Origin of the sequence: Nocardioides sp. LML1-1-1.1, from assembly GCF_040676175.1 — a bacterium.
Lineage (GTDB): Bacteria > Actinomycetota > Actinomycetes > Propionibacteriales > Nocardioidaceae > Nocardioides.
Genome location: NZ_JBEGHK010000001.1, coordinates 393745 through 412303 on the forward strand (window position 1 = coordinate 393745; position 18559 = coordinate 412303).

22 protein-coding genes and 2 tRNA genes are annotated in these 18559 nt (G+C 73.6%); 13 read left to right on the top strand and 11 right to left on the bottom strand.

From position 1 onward, the window contains the following. Positions 1 to 25: 25 nt before the first annotated feature. The 5 genes from MRBLML1_RS01905 to MRBLML1_RS01925 form a co-directional block, all read right to left on the bottom strand. Positions 26 to 886 (bottom strand): hypothetical protein, encoded by an 861-nt coding sequence (locus MRBLML1_RS01905; RefSeq protein ID WP_364510591.1) that lies wholly within the window; start codon positions 884 to 886, stop codon positions 26 to 28. Further along, complete coding sequence (locus MRBLML1_RS01910) at positions 883 to 1089, bottom strand: heavy-metal-associated domain-containing protein (protein WP_364510593.1); 207 nt, start codon at positions 1087 to 1089, stop codon at positions 883 to 885. Before MRBLML1_RS01910 ends, MRBLML1_RS01905 begins: the two co-directional genes overlap by 4 nt. Before the next feature lie 26 nt (positions 1090 to 1115). Then, complete coding sequence (locus tag MRBLML1_RS01915; RefSeq protein ID WP_364510596.1) at positions 1116 to 1424, bottom strand: metal-sensitive transcriptional regulator; 309 nt, start codon at positions 1422 to 1424, stop codon at positions 1116 to 1118. A gap of 90 nt (positions 1425 to 1514) precedes the next feature. Further along, positions 1515 to 1667, bottom strand: a complete 153-nt coding sequence (locus MRBLML1_RS01920; protein ID WP_364510598.1) for a hypothetical protein — start codon at positions 1665 to 1667, stop codon at positions 1515 to 1517. Positions 1668 to 1829: 162 nt separating this feature from the next. Continuing rightward, complete coding sequence (locus tag MRBLML1_RS01925) at positions 1830 to 2033, bottom strand: cold-shock protein (protein WP_038681651.1); 204 nt, start codon at positions 2031 to 2033, stop codon at positions 1830 to 1832. A gap of 304 nt (positions 2034 to 2337) precedes the next feature. Between MRBLML1_RS01925 and MRBLML1_RS01930 the strand changes: the two genes are divergently transcribed. Beyond that, a complete protein-coding gene (locus MRBLML1_RS01930) occupies positions 2338 to 2901 on the top strand; it encodes a GrpB family protein (RefSeq protein ID WP_364510602.1) in 564 nt (187 codons plus the stop codon). A gap of 4 nt (positions 2902 to 2905) precedes the next feature. Here MRBLML1_RS01930 and lepB read toward each other — a convergent pair whose 3' ends face one another. Then, positions 2906 to 3499: a signal peptidase I gene (gene lepB / locus MRBLML1_RS01935; protein ID WP_364510605.1), complete on the bottom strand. Its 594-nt coding sequence runs from the start codon at positions 3497 to 3499 to the stop codon at positions 2906 to 2908. Between the two features lie 79 nt (positions 3500 to 3578). On the opposite strand from lepB, the gene MRBLML1_RS01940 reads away from it, so the two are divergent. Then, a tRNA-Lys gene (locus tag MRBLML1_RS01940) sits at positions 3579 to 3651 on the top strand. Here the strand turns inward: MRBLML1_RS01940 and MRBLML1_RS01945 are convergent. Then, the gene (locus tag MRBLML1_RS01945) at positions 3649 to 4056 is read right to left on the bottom strand and encodes a Fur family transcriptional regulator (RefSeq protein WP_364510608.1); all 408 of its coding nucleotides are present in this window, start codon (positions 4054 to 4056) and stop codon (positions 3649 to 3651) included. The two genes, MRBLML1_RS01940 and MRBLML1_RS01945, sit on opposite strands and share 3 nt — an antisense overlap. Positions 4057 to 4192: 136 nt before the next feature. Between MRBLML1_RS01945 and MRBLML1_RS01950 the strand changes: the two genes are divergently transcribed. Beyond that, on the top strand, positions 4193 to 5107 hold the full coding sequence (locus tag MRBLML1_RS01950; RefSeq protein WP_364510611.1) for a hypothetical protein: 915 nt from the start codon (positions 4193 to 4195) through the stop codon (positions 5105 to 5107). On the opposite strand, the gene MRBLML1_RS01955 is transcribed toward MRBLML1_RS01950, so the two are convergent. Next, on the bottom strand, positions 5094 to 5609 hold the full coding sequence (locus MRBLML1_RS01955; protein WP_364510614.1) for a GNAT family N-acetyltransferase: 516 nt from the start codon (positions 5607 to 5609) through the stop codon (positions 5094 to 5096). The two genes, MRBLML1_RS01950 and MRBLML1_RS01955, sit on opposite strands and share 14 nt — an antisense overlap. A gap of 49 nt (positions 5610 to 5658) precedes the next feature. Here MRBLML1_RS01955 and MRBLML1_RS01960 point away from each other — a divergent pair, with 49 nt between their 5' ends. Beyond that, positions 5659 to 6303, top strand: coding sequence for a PaaI family thioesterase (locus MRBLML1_RS01960; RefSeq protein ID WP_364510617.1), 645 nt, complete (start codon positions 5659 to 5661; stop codon positions 6301 to 6303). A 3-nt stretch (positions 6304 to 6306) separates the two neighbouring features. Here MRBLML1_RS01960 and MRBLML1_RS01965 read toward each other — a convergent pair whose 3' ends face one another. Continuing rightward, positions 6307 to 7800 (bottom strand): NAD(P)/FAD-dependent oxidoreductase, encoded by a 1494-nt coding sequence (locus MRBLML1_RS01965; RefSeq protein ID WP_364510620.1) that lies wholly within the window; start codon positions 7798 to 7800, stop codon positions 6307 to 6309. Positions 7801 to 8070: 270 nt separating this feature from the next. Between MRBLML1_RS01965 and MRBLML1_RS01970 the strand changes: the two genes are divergently transcribed. The 3 genes from MRBLML1_RS01970 to MRBLML1_RS01980 are packed head-to-tail and all read left to right on the top strand — an operon-like array spanning position 8071 to position 9779. Then, entirely contained in the window at positions 8071 to 9051 is a 981-nt protein-coding gene (locus MRBLML1_RS01970; RefSeq protein WP_364510622.1) for an ATP-binding protein, read from the top strand. Positions 9052 to 9060: 9 nt separating this feature from the next. Next, complete coding sequence (locus tag MRBLML1_RS01975) at positions 9061 to 9453, top strand: fluoride efflux transporter FluC (protein WP_364510624.1); 393 nt, start codon at positions 9061 to 9063, stop codon at positions 9451 to 9453. Continuing rightward, positions 9450 to 9779, top strand: coding sequence for a fluoride efflux transporter FluC (locus tag MRBLML1_RS01980; RefSeq protein WP_364510627.1), 330 nt, complete (start codon positions 9450 to 9452; stop codon positions 9777 to 9779). The genes MRBLML1_RS01975 and MRBLML1_RS01980 overlap by 4 nt, the downstream gene beginning before the upstream one ends. 8 nt (positions 9780 to 9787) lie before the next feature. On the opposite strand, the gene MRBLML1_RS01985 is transcribed toward MRBLML1_RS01980, so the two are convergent. Then, positions 9788 to 10144: a metallopeptidase family protein gene (locus MRBLML1_RS01985; protein WP_364510630.1), complete on the bottom strand. Its 357-nt coding sequence runs from the start codon at positions 10142 to 10144 to the stop codon at positions 9788 to 9790. Positions 10145 to 10198: 54 nt separating this feature from the next. Between MRBLML1_RS01985 and MRBLML1_RS01990 the strand changes: the two genes are divergently transcribed. Continuing rightward, entirely contained in the window at positions 10199 to 10609 is a 411-nt protein-coding gene (locus tag MRBLML1_RS01990; protein ID WP_364510633.1) for an RDD family protein, read from the top strand. Between the two features lie 59 nt (positions 10610 to 10668). Here MRBLML1_RS01990 and MRBLML1_RS01995 read toward each other — a convergent pair. Continuing rightward, positions 10669 to 10742 (bottom strand) — tRNA-Asp (locus MRBLML1_RS01995). Positions 10743 to 10866: 124 nt separating this feature from the next. Between MRBLML1_RS01995 and MRBLML1_RS02000 the strand changes: the two genes are divergently transcribed. From MRBLML1_RS02000 to MRBLML1_RS02020, 5 genes are all read left to right on the top strand, one after another. Continuing rightward, entirely contained in the window at positions 10867 to 11733 is an 867-nt protein-coding gene (locus tag MRBLML1_RS02000) for a hypothetical protein (RefSeq protein ID WP_364510636.1), read from the top strand. A gap of 44 nt (positions 11734 to 11777) precedes the next feature. After that, positions 11778 to 12053 carry a WXG100 family type VII secretion target gene (locus MRBLML1_RS02005; protein WP_364510639.1) on the top strand — a complete coding sequence of 92 codons (276 nt, stop codon included), beginning with the start codon at positions 11778 to 11780 and terminating at the stop codon, positions 12051 to 12053. Between the two features lie 181 nt (positions 12054 to 12234). Continuing rightward, positions 12235 to 13821, top strand: a complete 1587-nt coding sequence (locus MRBLML1_RS02010) for a peptidoglycan-binding protein (RefSeq protein WP_364510642.1) — start codon at positions 12235 to 12237, stop codon at positions 13819 to 13821. Between the two features lie 44 nt (positions 13822 to 13865). Further along, complete coding sequence (locus MRBLML1_RS02015; RefSeq protein ID WP_364510645.1) at positions 13866 to 14129, top strand: hypothetical protein; 264 nt, start codon at positions 13866 to 13868, stop codon at positions 14127 to 14129. Between the two features lie 87 nt (positions 14130 to 14216). Then, positions 14217 to 18473, top strand: coding sequence for an FtsK/SpoIIIE domain-containing protein (locus tag MRBLML1_RS02020; protein WP_364510648.1), 4257 nt, complete (start codon positions 14217 to 14219; stop codon positions 18471 to 18473). Positions 18474 to 18559 lie beyond the last annotated feature (86 nt).

Here is an 18559-nt window from a genome sequence, read left to right on the forward strand (position 1 = left end):
GTCCAGGTCGACGTCGACCGTGGGCTCAGTGGTCGTGCTCACCGGAGGCTCCCTCCTCGGTGACGGTCAGGCCGAAGTCCGCGCGGTGCACCGAGCCGCCGTGCTGGAACTCGAAGAACAGCCGGTAGCGCCCCGGCTCCTCCAGCCCGGTGTGGAACGCCACGGTCGGGCCGGCGGGCCCGTCCTGCGGGTGGACGTGCAGGTAGGACAGGTCGTCGACGCGGATGGCGACCAGGTGCCCGTAGGCACCCAGGTAGGGCTCCAGGTCGGTGACGTCGGCGCCGTCGCGTTGCACGTGCAGGCGCAGCTCGCCGCCGTCGCGGGTCAGGTGCACCGCGAAGCCGTCGACGTTCGCGGTGGCGTCGTCGGGCTCGGGCGGGGCCGGGACGAACTCCCCGGTCACCGCCAGGTCGGCCTCGGCGACCGACGCGCTGCCGCCCGTCGGGGTGAAGTCGGCGTAGACCCGCCAGCTGCCGGCGTCCAGGTCCAGCGGCACGCTCCACCTGCCGGTCGCGGTGTCGAGCGTGGGGTGGACGTGGCGGTAGCCGCCCAGGTCCCGTCGTACGACGACCAGGTGGAGCAGCTTCTCGTGCTGCACCTCGTAGGTGGTGATCGGCGTGCCCGCCGCGGAGCGGACGGTGAAGCTCAGGCGCTGGCTGCCGGCGGCGTACCGGGCCCGGTCGAGGTCGAGGACGGGCTGCTCGGCCCCCACCGGCTCGGCCTCGTCGTGGCTCTCCTCGTGGCTCTCCTCGCGGGCCGAGGCGTGGGCGTGGTCGACGTCCTCGTCGGTGTCGATCGGGCCGACCGCGCGGCCGGTGCCGATCGCGGCCGCGAACGCCACGACGACCAGCACGGCGAAGCCGGCGACCTTCTGCGCGCCGCTCATGCCAGTGCGTAGCCGGCTTCCGTCACGGCGGCCTCGACGGCCTCCCGCGTGACGGGCTCGGCGCTGGTGACGACGACGGTGCCGGACTCGAGGGTGACCTCGACGGACTCCACGCCCGCGATCTCCTCGACCTCCTCGCGCACGGAGGCGACACAGTGGCCGCAGGTCATCCCGGTGACGGTCCAGGTGCTGGTGCTGCTCATGACGGGTTCCTCCTGGGGGGTGGGGTTCAGGACCGCACGAGGCGGTTGATGGCAGCGATGGCCTCGGCGACCTTCTCGCGGGCCTCGGCGTCACCGGCGCGGGCGGCGTCGACCACGCAGTGGTTCATGTGCTCCTCGAGCAGGCCGACGGAGAAGGACTGCAGCGCGCTGGTCATCGCGGCGACCTGGGTGAGGATGTCGATGCAGTACTTCTCCTCCTCGACCATCCGCTGCAGACCTCGCGCCTGGCCCTCGATCCGCCGCAGGCGCTTGAGGTAGTCGTCCTTGCGCTGGATGTAGCCGTAGTGGTGGCTGTGGTCGTGGCCTTCGCTCATGCCGACACCATACCCCCCTACCCTATCTGGGACAAGGCACGAAAAAGCCGCCCGGCCTCAAGGCGGGCGGCGCGTCGTACGGCGGCGGGGTCAGGCCGGCGGGGCCACGCCCAGGATCCGGTCGATCTCGTCGAGCGGCAGGCGCTCGTCGGAGGCGGTGGCCGCGATGATGAGGTTGGTCGTGAGCTCGACCTCGACGAGCAGGTCGCGGTCCTCCAGGGTCACGTCGAACTGATCGGCCACGAAACCTCCCCTCCCGCAGAGCCCGGATCGGACAACTGATTCCATCTTCCCCCCTCCCTGGTGCCCGAAACCCTAAAGTTCAGCAAAAATTCGTAGGGCCCCGCCGACCGGCGGGGCCCCACTACTGAAGACGAGGGTCTCCTCGATCAGGCAGTGCCTGGATCAGAGGGGACGAACGTTCTCCGCCTGCGGGCCCTTCGGGCCCTGGGTGACGTCGAACTCGACCTTCTGGTTGTCCTCCAGCGACTTGTAGCCGTTGGACTGGATCGCCGAGTAGTGGACGAAGACGTCGTCGCCGCCACCCTCCTGCTCGATGAAGCCGAAGCCCTTCTCGGCGCTGAACCACTTGACGGTGCCCTGAGCCATTGTGCTCGTTACTCCTTGTGTCGGGGCGAGAGCCGCCACCTCGGCGACCCACAGCGGAGGCGATGACACGTCGCTCCGACCCGTGATGGGGACACCCCGAACCAGATACGCCGTCGGCCACAGATCTCCGCAGGCGATTGAACCTTCCGAAACTGCATCCGCTGCAGCACTGACACTACCAATCGGATCCGCCAACGGAACCTCCCTGCTGCAACGATCTCGCGTTCGGCCATGAAGGTTCCGCTACGCACACGTGACCGGCCTGCAAACAGCCCCGCCGACGGACCGGTGGCACAATCCCACGGTGCCCTCGGAGCAGATCCCCCGACGCCCGGACGTCACCGGCCTCGAGCTCGTCGGCGGCGTCGAGAAGCGCACGCTCGTCCTCGCCGAGCCCGACCCGGGCTGGCCCTCGGCGTACGCCGAGCACGAGCGACGCATCCGCGCGGCCCTCGGCCCGGCCGCCGTCCGGGTCGAGCACATCGGCTCCACCTCGGTGCCGGGCCTCGCCGCGAAGCCGATCATCGACGTCCTCGTCACCGTCGCCGACATCACCGCCGAGGAGGACCACCTCGACCCGCTGCTCGCCGCGGGCTACGTGCTGCGGGTGCGCGAGCCGGGGCACCGGATGGTGCGCACACCCGAGCGCGACGTCCACGTGCACGTGCTGCAGGCCGGCGACCCGGCCGCCGACGACTACCTGCTGCTGCGCGACCACCTGCGCGCGACGCCCACGGACCGTGCGCTGTACGAGCGGACCAAGCGGGACCTGCTCACCCGGGACTGGGCGGACATGAACGCCTACGCCGAGGCGAAGACCGACGTGATCACCGAGCTCAAGGAGCGGGCGCGACGGTCCGGGACCTAGTCGTTCACGGCAGCTCGACGACCCCGCGCACCAGGTCGACCGGCACCCAGGGACCGTCGGGGCACTCCTGCGCCGCCGGGCACAGGTGCGCCCGCGAGTCGGCGGAGTGGCCGCGGTTGTCGCCGAGGACGAAGATCCGGTCCGCGGGCGCCGGGCCGACCGTCCACCGACACTCACCGGCGATGGCCGTCCCGGGGCGGACTGCCCACAGATCGAGCAGGGCCGCGTTGCAGGCTCCCGGCTCGGAAGCGATGTAGGGCTCGTCGAGCGCCTTGCCGTTGACCGCGAGGCGTCCGCGCGCGTCACAGCAGGTGAGGGTGTCCCCCGGCACACCGATCACCCGGTGGACGAGCGAACCGTCGTCCTTGTCCAGTCCCAGCCACCCACCCGGGTCCCGGTAGACCACGACGTCCCCTGAGCGCGGGCCGTCCGCCCCGGCCTCGTGAGCGACCACCTTGTCGCCGCTGCGCAGCGTCGGCTCCATCGACTCCGCGCGCAGGGTCCCGCGGAAGGACACGTTCGGTTCCTCGCCACCGCCGAGCAGGCCACACCCGGACAGGCTCACGCAGAGCACCGCCATCCCCCAGAAGACGCGCATGTCCCGGATCGTACGACGAAGCGGGCTCCGCGGGGCGGCGCGCGCGGCGGCGGCGTACGCCAGTAGGCTTCAGAGCCCCGGGCCCCTAGCTCAATTGGCAGAGCTGAGGACTTTTAATCCTTAGGTTGTGGGTTCGAGTCCCACGGGGCCTACCCGGAGCAGTCGGCGCAGAGCCCGACGAGCTCGACCGTGTGCGCGACGTCGGTGAAGCCGTGCTCGTCGGCCACCGAGCGGGCCCACCGCTCGACGGCGGAGCCGGTGATCTCGACGGTCCGGCCGCAGGAGCGGCACACCAGGTGGTGGTGGTGCGAGGCGCTGCAGCGACGGTACGTCGCCTCGCCGGCCGGGCTGTGCCGGACGTCGACCTCGCCGGAGTCGGCCATGGCCTGCAGGGTGCGATAGACGGTGGCCAGGCCGACCTTCTCCCCGCCCTGGCGCAGCGCGTCGTGGATCTCCTGGGCGCTCTGGAAGTCGACGGCCTCGCGCAGCGCCGTGGTGATGGCGAGGCGCTGCTTGGTGGGGCGCAGCGCGGTCGGACGCTCGTCGGTGTCGGTCACCGGACCTCCAGCAGTTGGGAATCGCTCTCAATTTACCCGGTCACCGGGCGGGCCCGGCGCGGTGCTCGGAACCGGGGACGGCGGCGGCGCGGCGGAGGTACGCTCGGCGCGGGAGAGGGGAAGGGAGGACTCCGTCATGGGGAGAGATGACGAGTTCGGGCCCGACACGGAGACGATCCGTGCCTGGTTGGACAAGCGCGCCACCTACGCGAAGGACGCGCGGCTGAGCACGGCACCTGCACCCGCCCCGCCTCCCGTGACCCCGACCTCCACGCCGGCTCCGGAGCCCCCGGCCCCGGCCGCCCCGGCCGGGCCGGACACCCGGGTCGCCGGCCGTTCCGTCGTGGAGGCGCTGCGCACCCCCGAGCCCGCACCCGAGCCCGCACCCACGCCGGAGCCCGTCGCACCGGCCGTCGCACCGGCCGTCCGGGCCACCGCGAGCGAGCCGGCGAAGGGCGTGCGGGTCAGCACGCCGGTGCCCCGGGCGTCGTACCAGGCGTCGAGCCGGGAGGCGCCCGCGACGGCGGCCCCCGCACCCGTCGTACGACGTGGACGGTGGACCGAGCCGGAGGCCAACCGACTGGCCCTGGAGGCGACCACGGACGTCGACTTCCCGGTGCGTGGCGGCGCCCGCCGGGCGCTGTCCCTGGTGCTGGTGGCCTCGCTGGCGGCGACCGGCGTGACGGCGTACGTCGCGGCGCAGGACCGGGCGCCGACCACGATCGGGATCGCGGGCGTGCTCGGGTTCCTGACCCTCGTCGTGTGGGCGGTGCGCGCCGGGTGCACCACGACGCAGCTCTCGCTGCGCCGCGGCCAGCTCACGATCCGGCGGGCCGGGCACACCGAGCTCGTCGACATCGGCAGCCACCACACCCCGATCGCCATCGTCGGCGAGCCGGGGCACCGCCGCTGGACGGTCCTGCTCGAACGACCCGGCCTGCCGCTGGTGGTCATCAACGCGAGCATGGTCGACCCGCACTGGTTCACCAGCGCGCTCTACCGGCTGCGGCCCGAGCTGCGGCCCGGCCACGACGACGTCAGCCGAGGTTGATCCAGAAGCGCATCTTCGCGTCGCGCACGTCCTCGAGCACGCCACCGGCGCTCTCGATGGTGCGCCGTGAGGGCGCGTTGTCGTCGTCGCACGTCACCAGCACCCGCTCCAGACCGAGCGCCGCGGCCTCGTCCAACGCCAGCCGGAGGGCGGCGCCGGCGTGCCCACGCCGGCGCGCGGACGGCTTCACCGAGTAGCCGATGTGGCCGCCCACCTCGAGCAGGAACTCGTTGAGGACGTGGCGCAGGTTCAAGAAGCCGACCAGCTCCTCGCCGTCGGCGATCCAGAAGTACGTCGAGGGCACCCGGGTGCCGTCGAGGTCGCCCACCGAGGTCACCTCCGTCATCGTGACGAAGGCGGCGCAGCCGGCCTCTGTCGGCACGGGGTCACCGTCGAGGAACCAGGAGCCGGAGCCGTGCATCTGCGCGACGTCCCCGAAGTCCTCGACCATCGCCGCCCAGGACCTCCACCGGGAGGCGTCGGGCAGCACGAGGGTGGTCATGTGCCGATTCTGGCCGATCGCGAACAAGAACGTGTTCTAGTCTGATCGTGTGAACTGGCACCTCCCGACCGACGACCTGTCCGCCGACGACGCCCGCGCGGCCGAGCGGGAGGCCGTGACCTGGCGTCCGCTCGCGGACGCGGCCCGGGAGCTGGTCGATCTGTGCGTGATGTCCGACGTCGCCCAGGAGGAGGTCCGCGCGGCCCAGGCCGACGTGGAGGCGGCGCTGGTCCGGCTCCGGAAGGTCCGTCGTACCCAGACGCTCGGGCAGGAGCACCTCACCGGAGGCCGCCGGCGGCCGTGGGGCAACCCGGTGATCGGGCTGCGCAACCCGATCGCACCGCCGCTCGACGTGCGCACCGACCCGAGCGGACGGGCCGAGAGCGAGTTCACCTGCGGGGCGGCGTACGAGGGGCCGCCGGGGCTGGTGCACGGCGGAGTCGTCTCGCTGGTGCTGGACCAGGTGCTCGGGCACGCCGTGGGCGCGGCCGGGCGGCCCGGGATGACCGGGACGCTGACGATCGTCTACCGGCAGGGCACGCCGCTGGGCGACCTGCGCGCCGAGGCCTGGATCGACCGCGAGGACGGGATCAAGACCTGGGCCAAGGCCCGGCTGGTCGGCCCGGCCGGGGTCACGGCCGAGGCCGAGGGCGTGTTCATCCTCCCGCGCGCGATCCGCGAGCGGCTGGGCTGAGCGTCAGCCGCCGACCTTGACGCCGCGCTTGTTCTCGTCGGAGAGCCGGGCCTCCTCGGCCGCCTGCTCCTCGAGCTCGGCACGGCGCCGCTCGGCGTCGGCGAACTCGCCGGGCTGGGAGACCAGGTCGCTCGCGCCGCGGGTCAACCGCTGCAGGGCGACCCGGGCGAAGATCTGCTGCTCGGTCGCGGTCCGCTCCGAGCGGCCCTTGCCGAGGAACGAGACGGCCCAGCGCAGCACCGCGGTGACCCGGTTCTTGAAGCCGGTGAGGTAGAAGAGGTGCACGACCAGCCACATCAGCCAGGCGAGCACGCCGGTGATCCGCAGCTTGCCGACCATCGCGACCGCCCGGAAGCGGCTGATGATGGCCATCGAGCCCTTGTCGAAGTACTTGAACGGACCCTGGGCCGGCTTGCCCTTCATCCGGCCCTCGATCTCCTTGGCGGCGTACTTGGCGCCCTGGATCGCGACCTGGGCGACGCCCGGCAGGTTGTCGAGGGAGATCATGTCGCCGACGACGAAGACCTCCGGGTAGCCCGGCAGGGTGAGGTCGGGGTTGACCGAGATCCGGCCGGCGCGGTCGAGCGGGGCGCCGGTCTGCGCCGAGAGCTGCTGGCCGAGCGGGTTGGCCTGCACGCCGGCGGCCCACACCTTGGCGACGGCGTCGATGCGCTGCTCCGTGCCGTCCTTGTACTTCACGGTCAGGCCGCGCTCGTCGACGTCGGTGACCATCGCGCCGAGCAGGACCTCGACGCCGAGCTTCTCCAGCTTCTCCTGGGTCCACTTGCCGAGCTTGGCACCGAACGGCGGCAGCACCTGGGGCGCGGCGTCGACGAGGATCACCCGCGCCTGGTTGCTGCTGATGGCGCGGAAGTCGCGGGTCAGCGTGCGGTGGGCGAGCTCGGCGATCTGGCCGGCCATCTCCACACCGGTCGGGCCGGCGCCGACCACGACGAAGGTCAGCAGGTGGTCGACGTCCTCGCCGCGGGAGGCGGCGAGCTCGGCCATCTCGAAGGCGCCGAAGATCCGGCCGCGCAGCTCGAGGGCGTCGTCGATGCTCTTCATGCCCGGGGCGAACTCGGCGAACTGGTCGTTGCCGAAGTAGGACTGGCCGGCGCCCGCGGCGACGATCAGGGAGTCGTAGGGCGTCACGAGCTCGCGCCCGAGCACGTGCGAGGTGACCTGGCGGTTGGCGAGGTCGACCTCGGTGACCTCGCCGAGGAGCACCTGGGCGTTCTTCTGGTTGGCCAGCACCTCACGGGTCGGCGGGGCGATCTCGCCCTCCGAGAGGATGCCGGTCGCCACTTGGTAGAGCAGCGGCTGGAACAGGTGGTGGGTGGTCTTGGCGATCATCGTCACGTCGACGTCGGCCTTGCGCAGCGCCTTGGTGCCGAACAGGCCGCCGAACCCGGAGCCGATGACCACCACCTGGTGCTTGTCGGAGCGGGGAACGATGACGCGGTCGGACAGGTCCTGCTGGATGTCGTCTGCGGTCATGGCTTCCTCCTGGAGCGCACGTGCATCACGTGGGATCGACGGTGGGTCGGTGCGACGAAGATCGCATCGAGCCCATTCTTCCGCGTCCGCTCCCGCGTGGCCCAACCGAGGTCGCGGTCTCGTCCGTCACACTGCTGCCCCGTGGTCGGAAAAACAGCCGGGTCGAGTTGGTTTGGTTGCAGTTTTAACCGGGTATCGGATTCGGGATCAGGCCTCACCGACCGATGAGCATCGAGGAACTCGGGCACTGAAACCGTGGAAGGAACATCGGTGCAGCAACGGCAGACCCTGGAGCTGGCCCCCGGGCCGCGCAGCGTGCACGACGCACGCCGCTGGGTCGTCGCCACCTGCCGTGAGCTGGGGCGCGAGGACGTCGTCGACTGCGCCGAGCTGGCCATCTCCGAGCTGGTCACCAACGCCGTCCTGCACGGCGAGGCCCCGGTGCGGATGCAGCTCAGCGGCACGCCCGAGCACCCCCGCTTCGAGGTCCACGACGCCTCCACGATCGCGCCGCAGCCGGCCACCCAGGCGAGCGGCTTCGACCTCGACGCCTTCGACCTCGACGCCTTCGACGCCCTCGACGAGGACCAGCTCGCCGCGCTCACCACGGTCGGCCGCGGCCTCGACATCGTCGCCCGGGCCTCCGTGGCCTGGGGAGCGGAGATCGAGGAGGACGGCAAGACGGTCTGGTTCGAGCCGTCGGCCGAGCTCTCCGAGGAGTCCGGCGCGCCGTACCAGCAGACCCACACCAGCAGCCTGTTCGCCGAGGACCGCACCCGGGTCGGCGAGGTCGCGGTGCAGATCAACGGGGTCCCGGTCCGCGCCTTCGGCCACTTCCAGCGCCACTACCGCGACCTGCGCCGCGAGATCCGGCTGCTCGCGCTCGCCCACGAGGACGACTACCCCTTGGCGAAGGTGCTCTCGGAGCACTTCGACGCGCTCGAGCGACCGCTGCGCTCCAACATGGGCCGCGAGCAGGTCGACGACGCGTACGCCGAGGGCCGCGCCACCGTCGACCTCCGGCTGCGGATGCCGCGCGAGGCCGCGCGGCACATCGGCGGGCTGATCGACCTGCTCGACGCCGCCGACGAGTTCAGCCGCGCCCAGCGTCTGCTCACCGCGCCCCGCACCACCGAGCAGCGCGCCTTCCAGATCTGGTTCCTCGGCGAGTTCCGCCGCCAGTCCGCCGGCGCACCCCCGGTCCCCTGGCAGGGCAGCGCCGGGTCCGGCGCCCCGTCCCGGGCGCTCTAGCATCGCCGCATGACCCCCGGCCCCCGGCACTTCCTCGCCGTGGCCGCCGGCGGGGCGGCCGGCGCCACCCTGCGCTACGGCGCCCTCCAGGCCCAGCCCGACGGCGCCGGCTTCCCGTGGACCACCTTCGCCGTCAACGTGCTGGGCTCCGCCCTGCTCGCCGGCCTCCTGCTGCTGCCGCTGGCCCGCCGATCCCCCGTCGTCGCCGCCGGTCTCGGCCCGGGCGTGCTGGGCGGGTTCACCACCTTCTCCGCGACCTCCGAGCAGGCCCGGGCCCTGCTCGCCGACGGCCGCGCCGGGCTGGCCGCTGCCTACGTCGTGGGCACGCTCGCCGCCGGCCTGCTCGCCGTCGTCCTCGTCGGCGCCCTCGCCCCGCCGCTGCCCGCGGAGGACGAGCGGTGAGCGCGCTGCTCGTCGCGCTCGGCGGCGCGCTCGGCTCGGTGCTGCGCTACGCCCTCGGCCTGCGCTACGACGACCGGTGGCACCACGGCACGCTCGCCGCGAACACCCTGGCCAGCCTGCTGCTCGGCGCCTGCGCCGGGTGGGCGCTCACCGGCTCGCTGCTCGCCCTGCTCGGCACCGGCGTGTGCGGCGGCCTGTCGACGTACTCCTCGCTGATGGTGCAGACCCGCGACCTGGGCCCGCGCCGCGGCGCGGTCTACCTCGCCGGCACGATCGCGCTCGGGCTGGCGGCCTGCGGGCTCGGCTTCTGGCTCGCAGCGGGATAGTCCGGGGCTCAGGCGTAGCCGAGGTCGTGCAGTCGGTCGTCGTCGATGCCGAAGTGGTGGGCGACCTCGTGCACCACGGTGATCCGGATCTCCTCGGTCAGCTCCGCGGCGTCGGCGCACATGTCGAGCAGCGGGCCGCGGAAGAGGAAGATCCGGTCGGGCAGCTGGGGCAGCAGGCCGCCGTCCCGCTCGGTCAGCGCGACGCCGTCGTAGAGGCCCAGGAGGTCGTCGGGCTCGTCCGCGGGCGGCTCGTCCTCGACCAGGACCACCACGTTGTGCACCAGCCGGGCGATCTCGTCGGGGATCTCGTCGAGGGCGGCGTCGACGATCGCGTCGAACTCCTCGGGGCTCATCTCGACCGGCATCCAGCCATTGTCGCGGACGGCACCCAGCGGTCAGGTCCTGACAACATGTCCCCCATGACTGACTACCCCACCGCCCCGGCTCCGGCCCTCGTCCTGCCCGAGGGCGTCGTCCTGGCCTCGCGCGGGCGCCGGATCGGCGCCTACTTCCTCGCCATCCCGCTCTCGATCGTCACCCTCGGCATCGGCTACTTCATCTGGGGCGCGATCGTGTGGGGCAAGGGCACCAGCCCCGCCCTGCAGGTGCTCGGCATGCGCGCCTGGAAGCAGGAGAACAACAACGTCGCCGGCTGGGGCGACATGGCCAAGCGCAACATCCTCGACTACCTGGTCGTCGCGGTGACCTGCGGCATCGCCGCGATCGTGTCCTTCGTGCTCTTCCTCAGCGACGAGGAGCGCCGGCGCACCCTGGCCGACCGCCTGGGTGGCACCGTCATCGTCCACGACCCCGCGAAGCGCCTCGGCTGAACGCACGTCCGGAAACGCGAGAACCGCTCCGGTGATCCGGAGCGGTTCTCGTGCCTGTGCGACCCCGACGGGACTCGAACCCGCGGCCTCCGCCGTGACAGGGCGGCGCGCTAACCAACTGCGCTACGGGGCCTCAGCTCGCTGACGCACTCTCGTGCGCAGCGGATGGAACTCTAACCCATGCCCGACACGGGCACCCAATCGGTGGCTGTGCCTATGCTGCACCGACGCGGGGGACGCGGACGAAAGGGCTCGGGATGCTGCGGGTGACGCTGCGCGGGGCGGGACTGCCGACGGTGGTGCTCGGCTCCGGCGAGACGCTGCTCTTCGGGCGCGCACCGCACTCCGCGCTGCCCGAGGACCCCGACGCCTCGCTCGCGCTGACCGCGCTGGCGCTGCCGCGTTGCGCCCCCCACGTCTCCCGGCTGCTCGGCGAGCTGGTCGTCGGCGAGGAGACGGTCCGCCTGCGCTGGCGCGGGTCGGGCGAGACCCAGGTGTCCAGCCTGTTCGACGCTCCCGGCGGCGCGCGCCGGGTGACCGTCACCGAGGGCATGTCGCTGCTGCTCGACGAGGGCGAGAACGCGCTGACGGTGATGCGCGGACGCCAGTCCGGCCCCGCGACGTACGACGACCTGACGATCGTCGTCGACGTGAGCCCGGTCGCGCCGGTCGCCGTGCAGCGGCCCCGGGTCACCGAGGCCGAGATGGAGGGGGCGGTCACCGCGCCCGCGCCGCACCTGGTCCCCCTGACCCGGGAGTGGTACGTCGCCCTGGCGCTCGCCGAGCCGTGGCTGACCGGCACCGACGACTACCCGCGGCCGCCGTCGAACCGGGAGATCTTCGAGCGGGTGCTGGCCTGGCACGGCTACGCCTGGAACCTGGAGCGCGCGCAGCGGGTGGACGACGCGATCCGGTCGATCTCCCGGTTGGCCTTCGGCCCGCGCGACGACCCCTTCCAGGCCGGCAGCGGCCGGGCCCAGAACGTGCGCTTCGCGATCGGCCGGCGGGCCGCGGAGGTCCGGCTGGTGACCGCGGAGGACCTCGACGAGGTCGAGCGGGCGGCCGCGCGACGGCTCGCAGGACGGAAGGTTCCGCCCCCGCAGGCCTCGCCACCGGCGCCCTGACGTTCCTAGCCTCCGAGCAACCGCCACAACGCCAGGAGGCAGCGATGAGCAGCAACATCCAGGGAATGGACACCGAGTACGCCCGCGAGATGGTGCGCGGGATGAAGCAGAACGCCGGGCAGATGGCCGGGGTGCTGTCGAGCGTCTCGGGCATCGTGCAGCGCGCCAAGCAGAGCTGGACCGGGCCGGACGCCGAGGCGTTCGTCAACGACTGGGACGGCCAGTTCGCCCCGCAGGCACAGGGTGCCGTCGACTCGGTCGACGAGCAGGCGGGCGTGCTCGCCCGCCACGCCGACCGGCAGGACGCCGCCAGCGCCTGAGCGTCGCACGAAGGGCCGTCGGACTCCCCGTCCGGCGGCCCTTTCCGCTGCCCGCACGGGGCCGGTGGAGCGGCCCGGCAAGGCGGAACCTTCCACCCCCGGAAGCCTCGACGGGCCGCGAACCACCGACCTAGCGTCTGGTCGCGTCATCACCGACGACCACAGCGAAGGAGGGCCCACCATGTTCCTCGGCGCCGACACCGAAGAGCTCCAGGAAGCCGGCCAGAAGTGCCAGGAGGGGGCCGAGGCCACCGGCCAGGTCATCCAGTACCTGCGGGCCCTGGTCATCGCCCTGAAGGCCGCGTCGTTCTTCACCGGCGGGGCGAGCGCGGCCTACGCGCAGTACCTCGAGACCACCGTCATCCCCTGGCTGGAGCGGGTCAAGCAGGCGCTCGACCTGTTCGCCAAGGTGCTCCTCGCCCACGCCGACGCGCAGAACAAGGTCAGCGCCGGCGAGAGCGTCGACTGGAGCGGGCTCCCGACGTACCGGACCCCGGCGCTGCCGGCCGGCGACACCCGCGACTACCCGCCGCTGGTCACCGGTACGCCGGGGCCGGTCACCGCGAGCGCGGGCGGCTCCCCCGCCGCGCCGGCACCCGGGGCCACGACGCCGGGCAGCACCGCCGTCGAGGGCTTCGGCCCGGCCGACCAGGTGGGCCGCGACGCGGGCGTGCCCGGCGGGACCGGCACCGGCACCGCCGCGCCCGCCGGCGCCGGCGTCGGCGCCGCAGGCACGGGCGGCGCCGCAGGTGGCACGGGCGGCGGCACGGGCGGCGGCACGGGCGCCGGGGGTGGCACCCCCCTCGGTGGCGGTACGCCGGGCGGCCTGCCCGCCGGCGTACCGGGCGGCGGCGACGGGGCGAATCCCACGACCGGGTCCCCGACCATCTCCACCGGCACGGTCGACGGCACGGGCGGCGCGGCCGGCGCACCGGTCACCGAGGTGGCCGGCCGCGAGGGCGAGAGGTCCTACGGCGCGGCGGCCGGGATCGCCGGCGGCGCCGCGGCCCTCGGCCTCGGTGGCGCGGCCGCGGCCGCCCGGCGCGGCGGCTCCGGCACCGACCCCGACATCGAGCGGCTGGTCGCGACCAACGGCCGCGGCAGCCGCGGCGAGGAGGTCCGCCAGCTCCAGGAGCGGCTCACCGCAGCGGGCTACGACACCCAGGGCACGGACGGTCAGTGGGGGCGCAAGACCGAGGCGGCGTACGAGGCCTGGCGCACCGACCACCCGCTGGAGATCGCGACCGGCACGGGCTACACCTCGCCGAGCGGCTTCGACTACAACCGGGTCCGCGGCGTGGAGGGCAACGCGCACGTGACGCCGGAGTTCCTGCGTCAGATGGAGGGCGTCGCCCAACGCGTCGGCGCCCGCCCGGAGGACCTGATGGCCGTGATGGCCCTGGAGTCCAACCGGACCTTCGCCCCCGACGTGCGCAACGCCGACACCGGCGCGACCGGGCTGATCCAGTTCATGCCCTCGACCGCGCGCGGGCTCGGCACGACCACCACCGCGCTGGCGGGGATGACCGCGACCGAGCAGCTGCCGTACGTCGAGCGCTACCTCGCCCCGCGCCGCGGCCACATCGGCAACCTCGAAGGCCTCTACACCTCGATCCTCTACGGCAGCCCGCAGGACGACCCGAGCAAGGTCCTGTGGAGCCGCGGCACCGAGGCGTACGGCGACAACCACGGACTCGACCGCAACCGTGACGGTCGGATCACCGCGGGTGAGGCGGCGGACTCGGTCCGCACCTTCGTCCGCAACTGAGCACACCCACCCATCAGCAGCACCCACACCGAAGGAGAACAGCAATGGCCATCAAGGGAATGGACGTCGAGGGCGGTCGCCAGGCGGCCTCGCAGATCACGCAGGGCATGCAGGAGCTGGAGGCCCTCTCCGGGCGGCTCACCCAGTCCATCAAGAGCTTCGACTGGGTCGGCCCCGACGCCGACCGGACCCGCAGCACCTGGGACACCGACTACATGGCGATGCTGCGCCAGGTCGGTGGCGCGCTGCAGGACTTCTCGACGCTGATCCAGACCCAGGCCCAGGACCAGGAGCAGGTCTCGGCCTGATCCGGTGCTGGAGCTTGCCGGGATCCGCACCGCCGGATCCCGGCAGGCTCGACCACCGGATCGACCGGACGAGCCGAGGAGGAGCAGATGCCGAGCTGGGCCCTGTCGCTGCGGGCGTCGCCCGAGGCCGGCGTACCGTCGGCGGACGTGCGGGTGCAGGCCCGGCCGGACGCCACCGTCGCCGACCTGGCCCGGGCGCTGGGCGGCCATCTCGCCCCCGCCCAGCACGGCCTCCTGCTGGTGCCGACGGAGGGCAGCCACCCGTGGCCCGCCGACCGACCGCTCGCCGAGTGCGGGCTGCGCACCGGCGACCTGCTCGACGTGGTCTCGGCGCCGGAGAGCTGGCTCGCCCGCGGCTCGTCCGCGGAGCGGGTCCGCGCGGTCGCCCAGGTCACGACCGGGCCGGACCGCGGCAAGCGGGTCCCGGTCCGCGGCAGCGCGCTGACCATCGGCCGCGGCCCCGCGTGCACGCTGCGGCTGACCGACCCGTTGGTCTCCCAGCAGCACGCCCGGGTCGTGCTCGGCAACCGCCCGACGGTCTACGACGAGGGCTCGGCCAACGGCACCTCCGTCGGCGGCCAGCCGCTGTCCGGCCCGCGCGAGGCCGACTGGAGCACCCCCATCACCGTCGGCCGTACGACGGTCGTCCTCGACCCCGGCGAGGCCCTGCCCGCGGAGCCAGCGGTCTCGGTGTTCCGCTCCCCGCGCTTCGGCGACCCGCTCGTCGAGGACGTGCTGGAGCTGCCCGCGCCGCCGACGAAGCCGCGCCCGAGCCCGCTGCCGTGGATCGTGATGATGATGCCGGTGCTGATGGGCATCGCGCTCTACGTCACGACGCGCAGCAGCTATGCATTGATGTACGTCCTGGTCTGGCCGTTCATGGGCCTGGGCACCTGGTGGCAGCAGAAGCGCGCGGCGCAGCGGCAGTTCGCCGAGGAGCTGGAGACCTGGCAGCAGGACGTCGACGAGCTGCTCACCACCATCGACACCCAGGCGGTGGCCCAGCGCGAGCAGGCGCACGAGGACTACCCGGAGCCGCAGGTCGTCCGCGAGCGGGCCGCCGCCGGCGACCCGCGGACGTGGAGCCGCAGCGAGGACCGCGCGGGCTTCCTGGTGACCCGGATCGGGATCGGCACCGTGCCGGCGCTGCTGCGCGGCACGGTCAAGGAGGGCGGCGACCGCGCCACCCGTCGTACGACGGCCCAGGACCTGCAGCGCCGCGACGAGCTCGCCGACATGCCGGTCACGGTGGGTCTCGCCGAGCACCCGCTGGTCGCCGTGACCGGGCGCCCCGACGAGGTCGACGGCCTGGTCCGGGCGCTCGTGCTGCGCCTGGCGTGGGACCACGCGCCGACCGACCTGACCGTCGCCGGCTGCCTGGGCACCGACCGCGCCGCGCACGAGGCCTGGCTGCGCTGGCTGCCGCACGCGACCACCCGGGTCGGCGGGGAGTCGCCGGTCGCCGTCGGCACCCGCGCGGCGACCGCCCTGCTCGACCACCTCGCGAGCGAGGACGGAGGGCGCGGGCACACGATCTGCCTCGTCGACGAGGGGGCGCAGGTGCCGCGTCGTACCCTCGAGGCGATCGCGGGGATCGCCGCCGAGCGCCGGCTGCACCTGGTCTGGATGGGCACCGACCCGGACCGCGTGCCCGCCGCGACCAGCCTGCTCGTCGACGTCGACCGCGGCGTGGTCGCCCTCGCCGACCGTGGCGGCCGGCAGCGGCTGGACCGCCCCGACACGGCGGCCCTGGAGCAGGCCTGGCGGGGCGCCCGGGCGATGACCGGCAACGTCGACGAAGCGGCGGTGCTGCCCGCCAGCACCGCCGTCCCGCGGCTGGTCCGGCTGCCGGAGGTGAGCCCGGACCTCGCCGACCTCGACGACGTCGGCGCGGTGCTCCAGCGCTGGCAGCAGGGAAGCGGCCTGCGAGCCCAGCTCGGTGCGGGCGTCGACGGCGTGGTGACGATCGACCTGCGCGAGGACGGCCCGCACGGGCTGGTCGCGGGCACCACCGGCTCGGGCAAGAGCGAGCTGCTGCAGTCACTGATCTGCTCGCTGGCGCTCAACAACCCACCCTCGCGGATCAACTTCCTGCTCGTGGACTACAAGGGCGGCGCGGCCTTCCGCGAGTGCGCCGACCTGCCGCACACGGTCGGCTACATCACCGACCTGACGCCGGCACTGGTCGCCCGGGCGCTCACCTCGCTCGGCGCCGAGATCGCCGCACGCGAGCACCTGCTCGCCGAGCACGGCGTGAAGGACCTGCCCATGCTGGAGCGCGAGCACCCCGACCTCGCGCCGCCGAGCCTGCTCATCTGCGTCGACGAGTTCGCCGCGCTCACCTCCGAGGTGCCGGACTTCGTGGACGGGATGGTCAACATCGCCCAGCGCGGACGCTCCCTCGGCATGCACGTCATCCTCGCGACCCAGCGCCCCGCAGGCGTGGTGACCGGCAACATCAAGGCCAACACCGACCTGCGGATCTCGCTGCGGGTCTCCTCCGCCGACGACTCGAACGACGTCATCGACTCCCCCGAGGCAGCCCGGATCTCGCGGCGCACCCCCGGCCGCGCCTGGGTACGACGCACCGGCCACGGCACCGCCGAGCTCGTCCAGTCCGCCTGGGTCGGCGCCCGGGAGACCCTCGCCGGACCGGGCACGATGGTGCGGGTGGAGCCGTTCACGGCGACCGCCACCGGCGCGGGCGGCGAGCGCGACGACGTCCGCCTGGACCCGCGCACCGACCTCGAGCGGTGCGTGACCACGATCGGCGCGGCCTTCCGCAAGAGCGGTCTCGCCGAGCCGGCCAAGCCGTGGCTGCCGATGCTCCCCGACGAGCTCCTGCTCGACGCCGACGCGGTGTCCGCGGCGGGCCGCCGCCCCGGCCAGGTGTACGTCGGCCGGGTGGACCGCCCGCACGAGCAGCGCCAGCCGGACCTGGTCCTCGACTACCCCGCCGTCGGGCACGTGCTCGTGCACGGCGCCTCCGGGTCGGGCAAGACCGAGCTGCTGCGCACCGTCGCCCTGTCGGCGTCGCTGGGTGACGCGGCGAGCGGCGCGGCGCCGTACGTCTACGCCCTCGACTACGCCGGTGGCGGGCTCACCCCGCTCAAGGAGCTGCCGACGACGGCGGCGCTGGCCTCGGCCGCCGAGCCGGGACGGGTGCTGCGGACCATCCGGCTGCTGCGTCGTACCGTCGACGAGCGGACGCAGGCCCTGGCCGCCAGCGGCTGTGCCGACCTCGACGACCTCGCCCGCGCCGGCCACCTGCTGCCCCGCGTGCACCTCCTCGTCGACAACCTGCCCGCGCTCATCGAGTCGCTGGAGTCCGCCGGCGGGCTGGCCCGCGAGCACGTCGAGCAGCTGCAGACCGTGCTGCAGAACGGCCGCCGGGTCGGCATCCACGTGACCGCGACGGCCCCGGGCCGCACCGGGGTGCCGACCGCGATCGGGTCCAGCTTCGGCCGGCGGGTGGTGCTGCGGATGACCACCAACGACGACTACCTGATGCTCGGGGCAGCGGCCGGCGTGCTCGACGCCGACACCGGCCCGGGCCGCGGCCTGCTCGGCCGGAGCCTGCTGCAGGTCGCCACCACCGGCGGCGCCGGCACGCCGGCCCAGGCCGAGCACGTCCGGCAGGTCGCCGCGCTGCTGCTCCCCGCGGTGGCGGGCCGGTCCAGCGCCCCGGTGCCCGGGATGCCCGGGCGCCTGCCCTCCTCCGCGCTGCCGGACCCGCTCGGCGGCACGCTGCCGCTGGCCGTCGACACCGACGCGGTCGGCCTCGTCGAGGCGGACCTGCTGGCGGGCCCGGTGCTGGTCGCCGGGCGTGCGCGCAGCGGCCGGACCTCCTTCCTGGACGGGCTGGTGGAGCTGGCCGGTCGCTCGTCGGTCCCCCCGGCCGTGCTGCGCGGCGACCTCGCCACGGTGGCTCCGGCGCTCGCGGCCTGGACCGCCGGGCTGGGCTCCGCCGCGGACGACGCGTGGGCGCTGCTGCTTCTCGACGACGCCCACCTGCTCGACGTACCGGGGGCGGAGGGGCGGGAGGCCGTCGTCGCCGCCATCGCCGACCAGGCGCGGCTGCGGCTCGGCGTCGTGGTCACCGCGGACATCACCGAGGCCCGTCAGCGGGCGGCGACCGGCGGGATCGTGGAGGCCGTGAAGCGGGCCCGGCGCGGGGTGCTGCTGCAACCGGAGTGGGCCGACGGCGACCTGCTCGGCACCACGGTGCCGACCCGCACGATCGAGCCGCTGACCGGTCCGGGCCGCGGCCTGTGGTGCACGGGCGGCACGGCGGTGGGCGTCCAGGTCGTGTCCGGTCCGGGAACATCCGGTGGCCAGGGCTGACGAGGTTCGTGGAGAGGGTTTGCGGAAGGTTCCGGGTTGGGAACCAGGACTGTTTGAGAACACTGTTCGTCGTGCGAGGGTAAGGC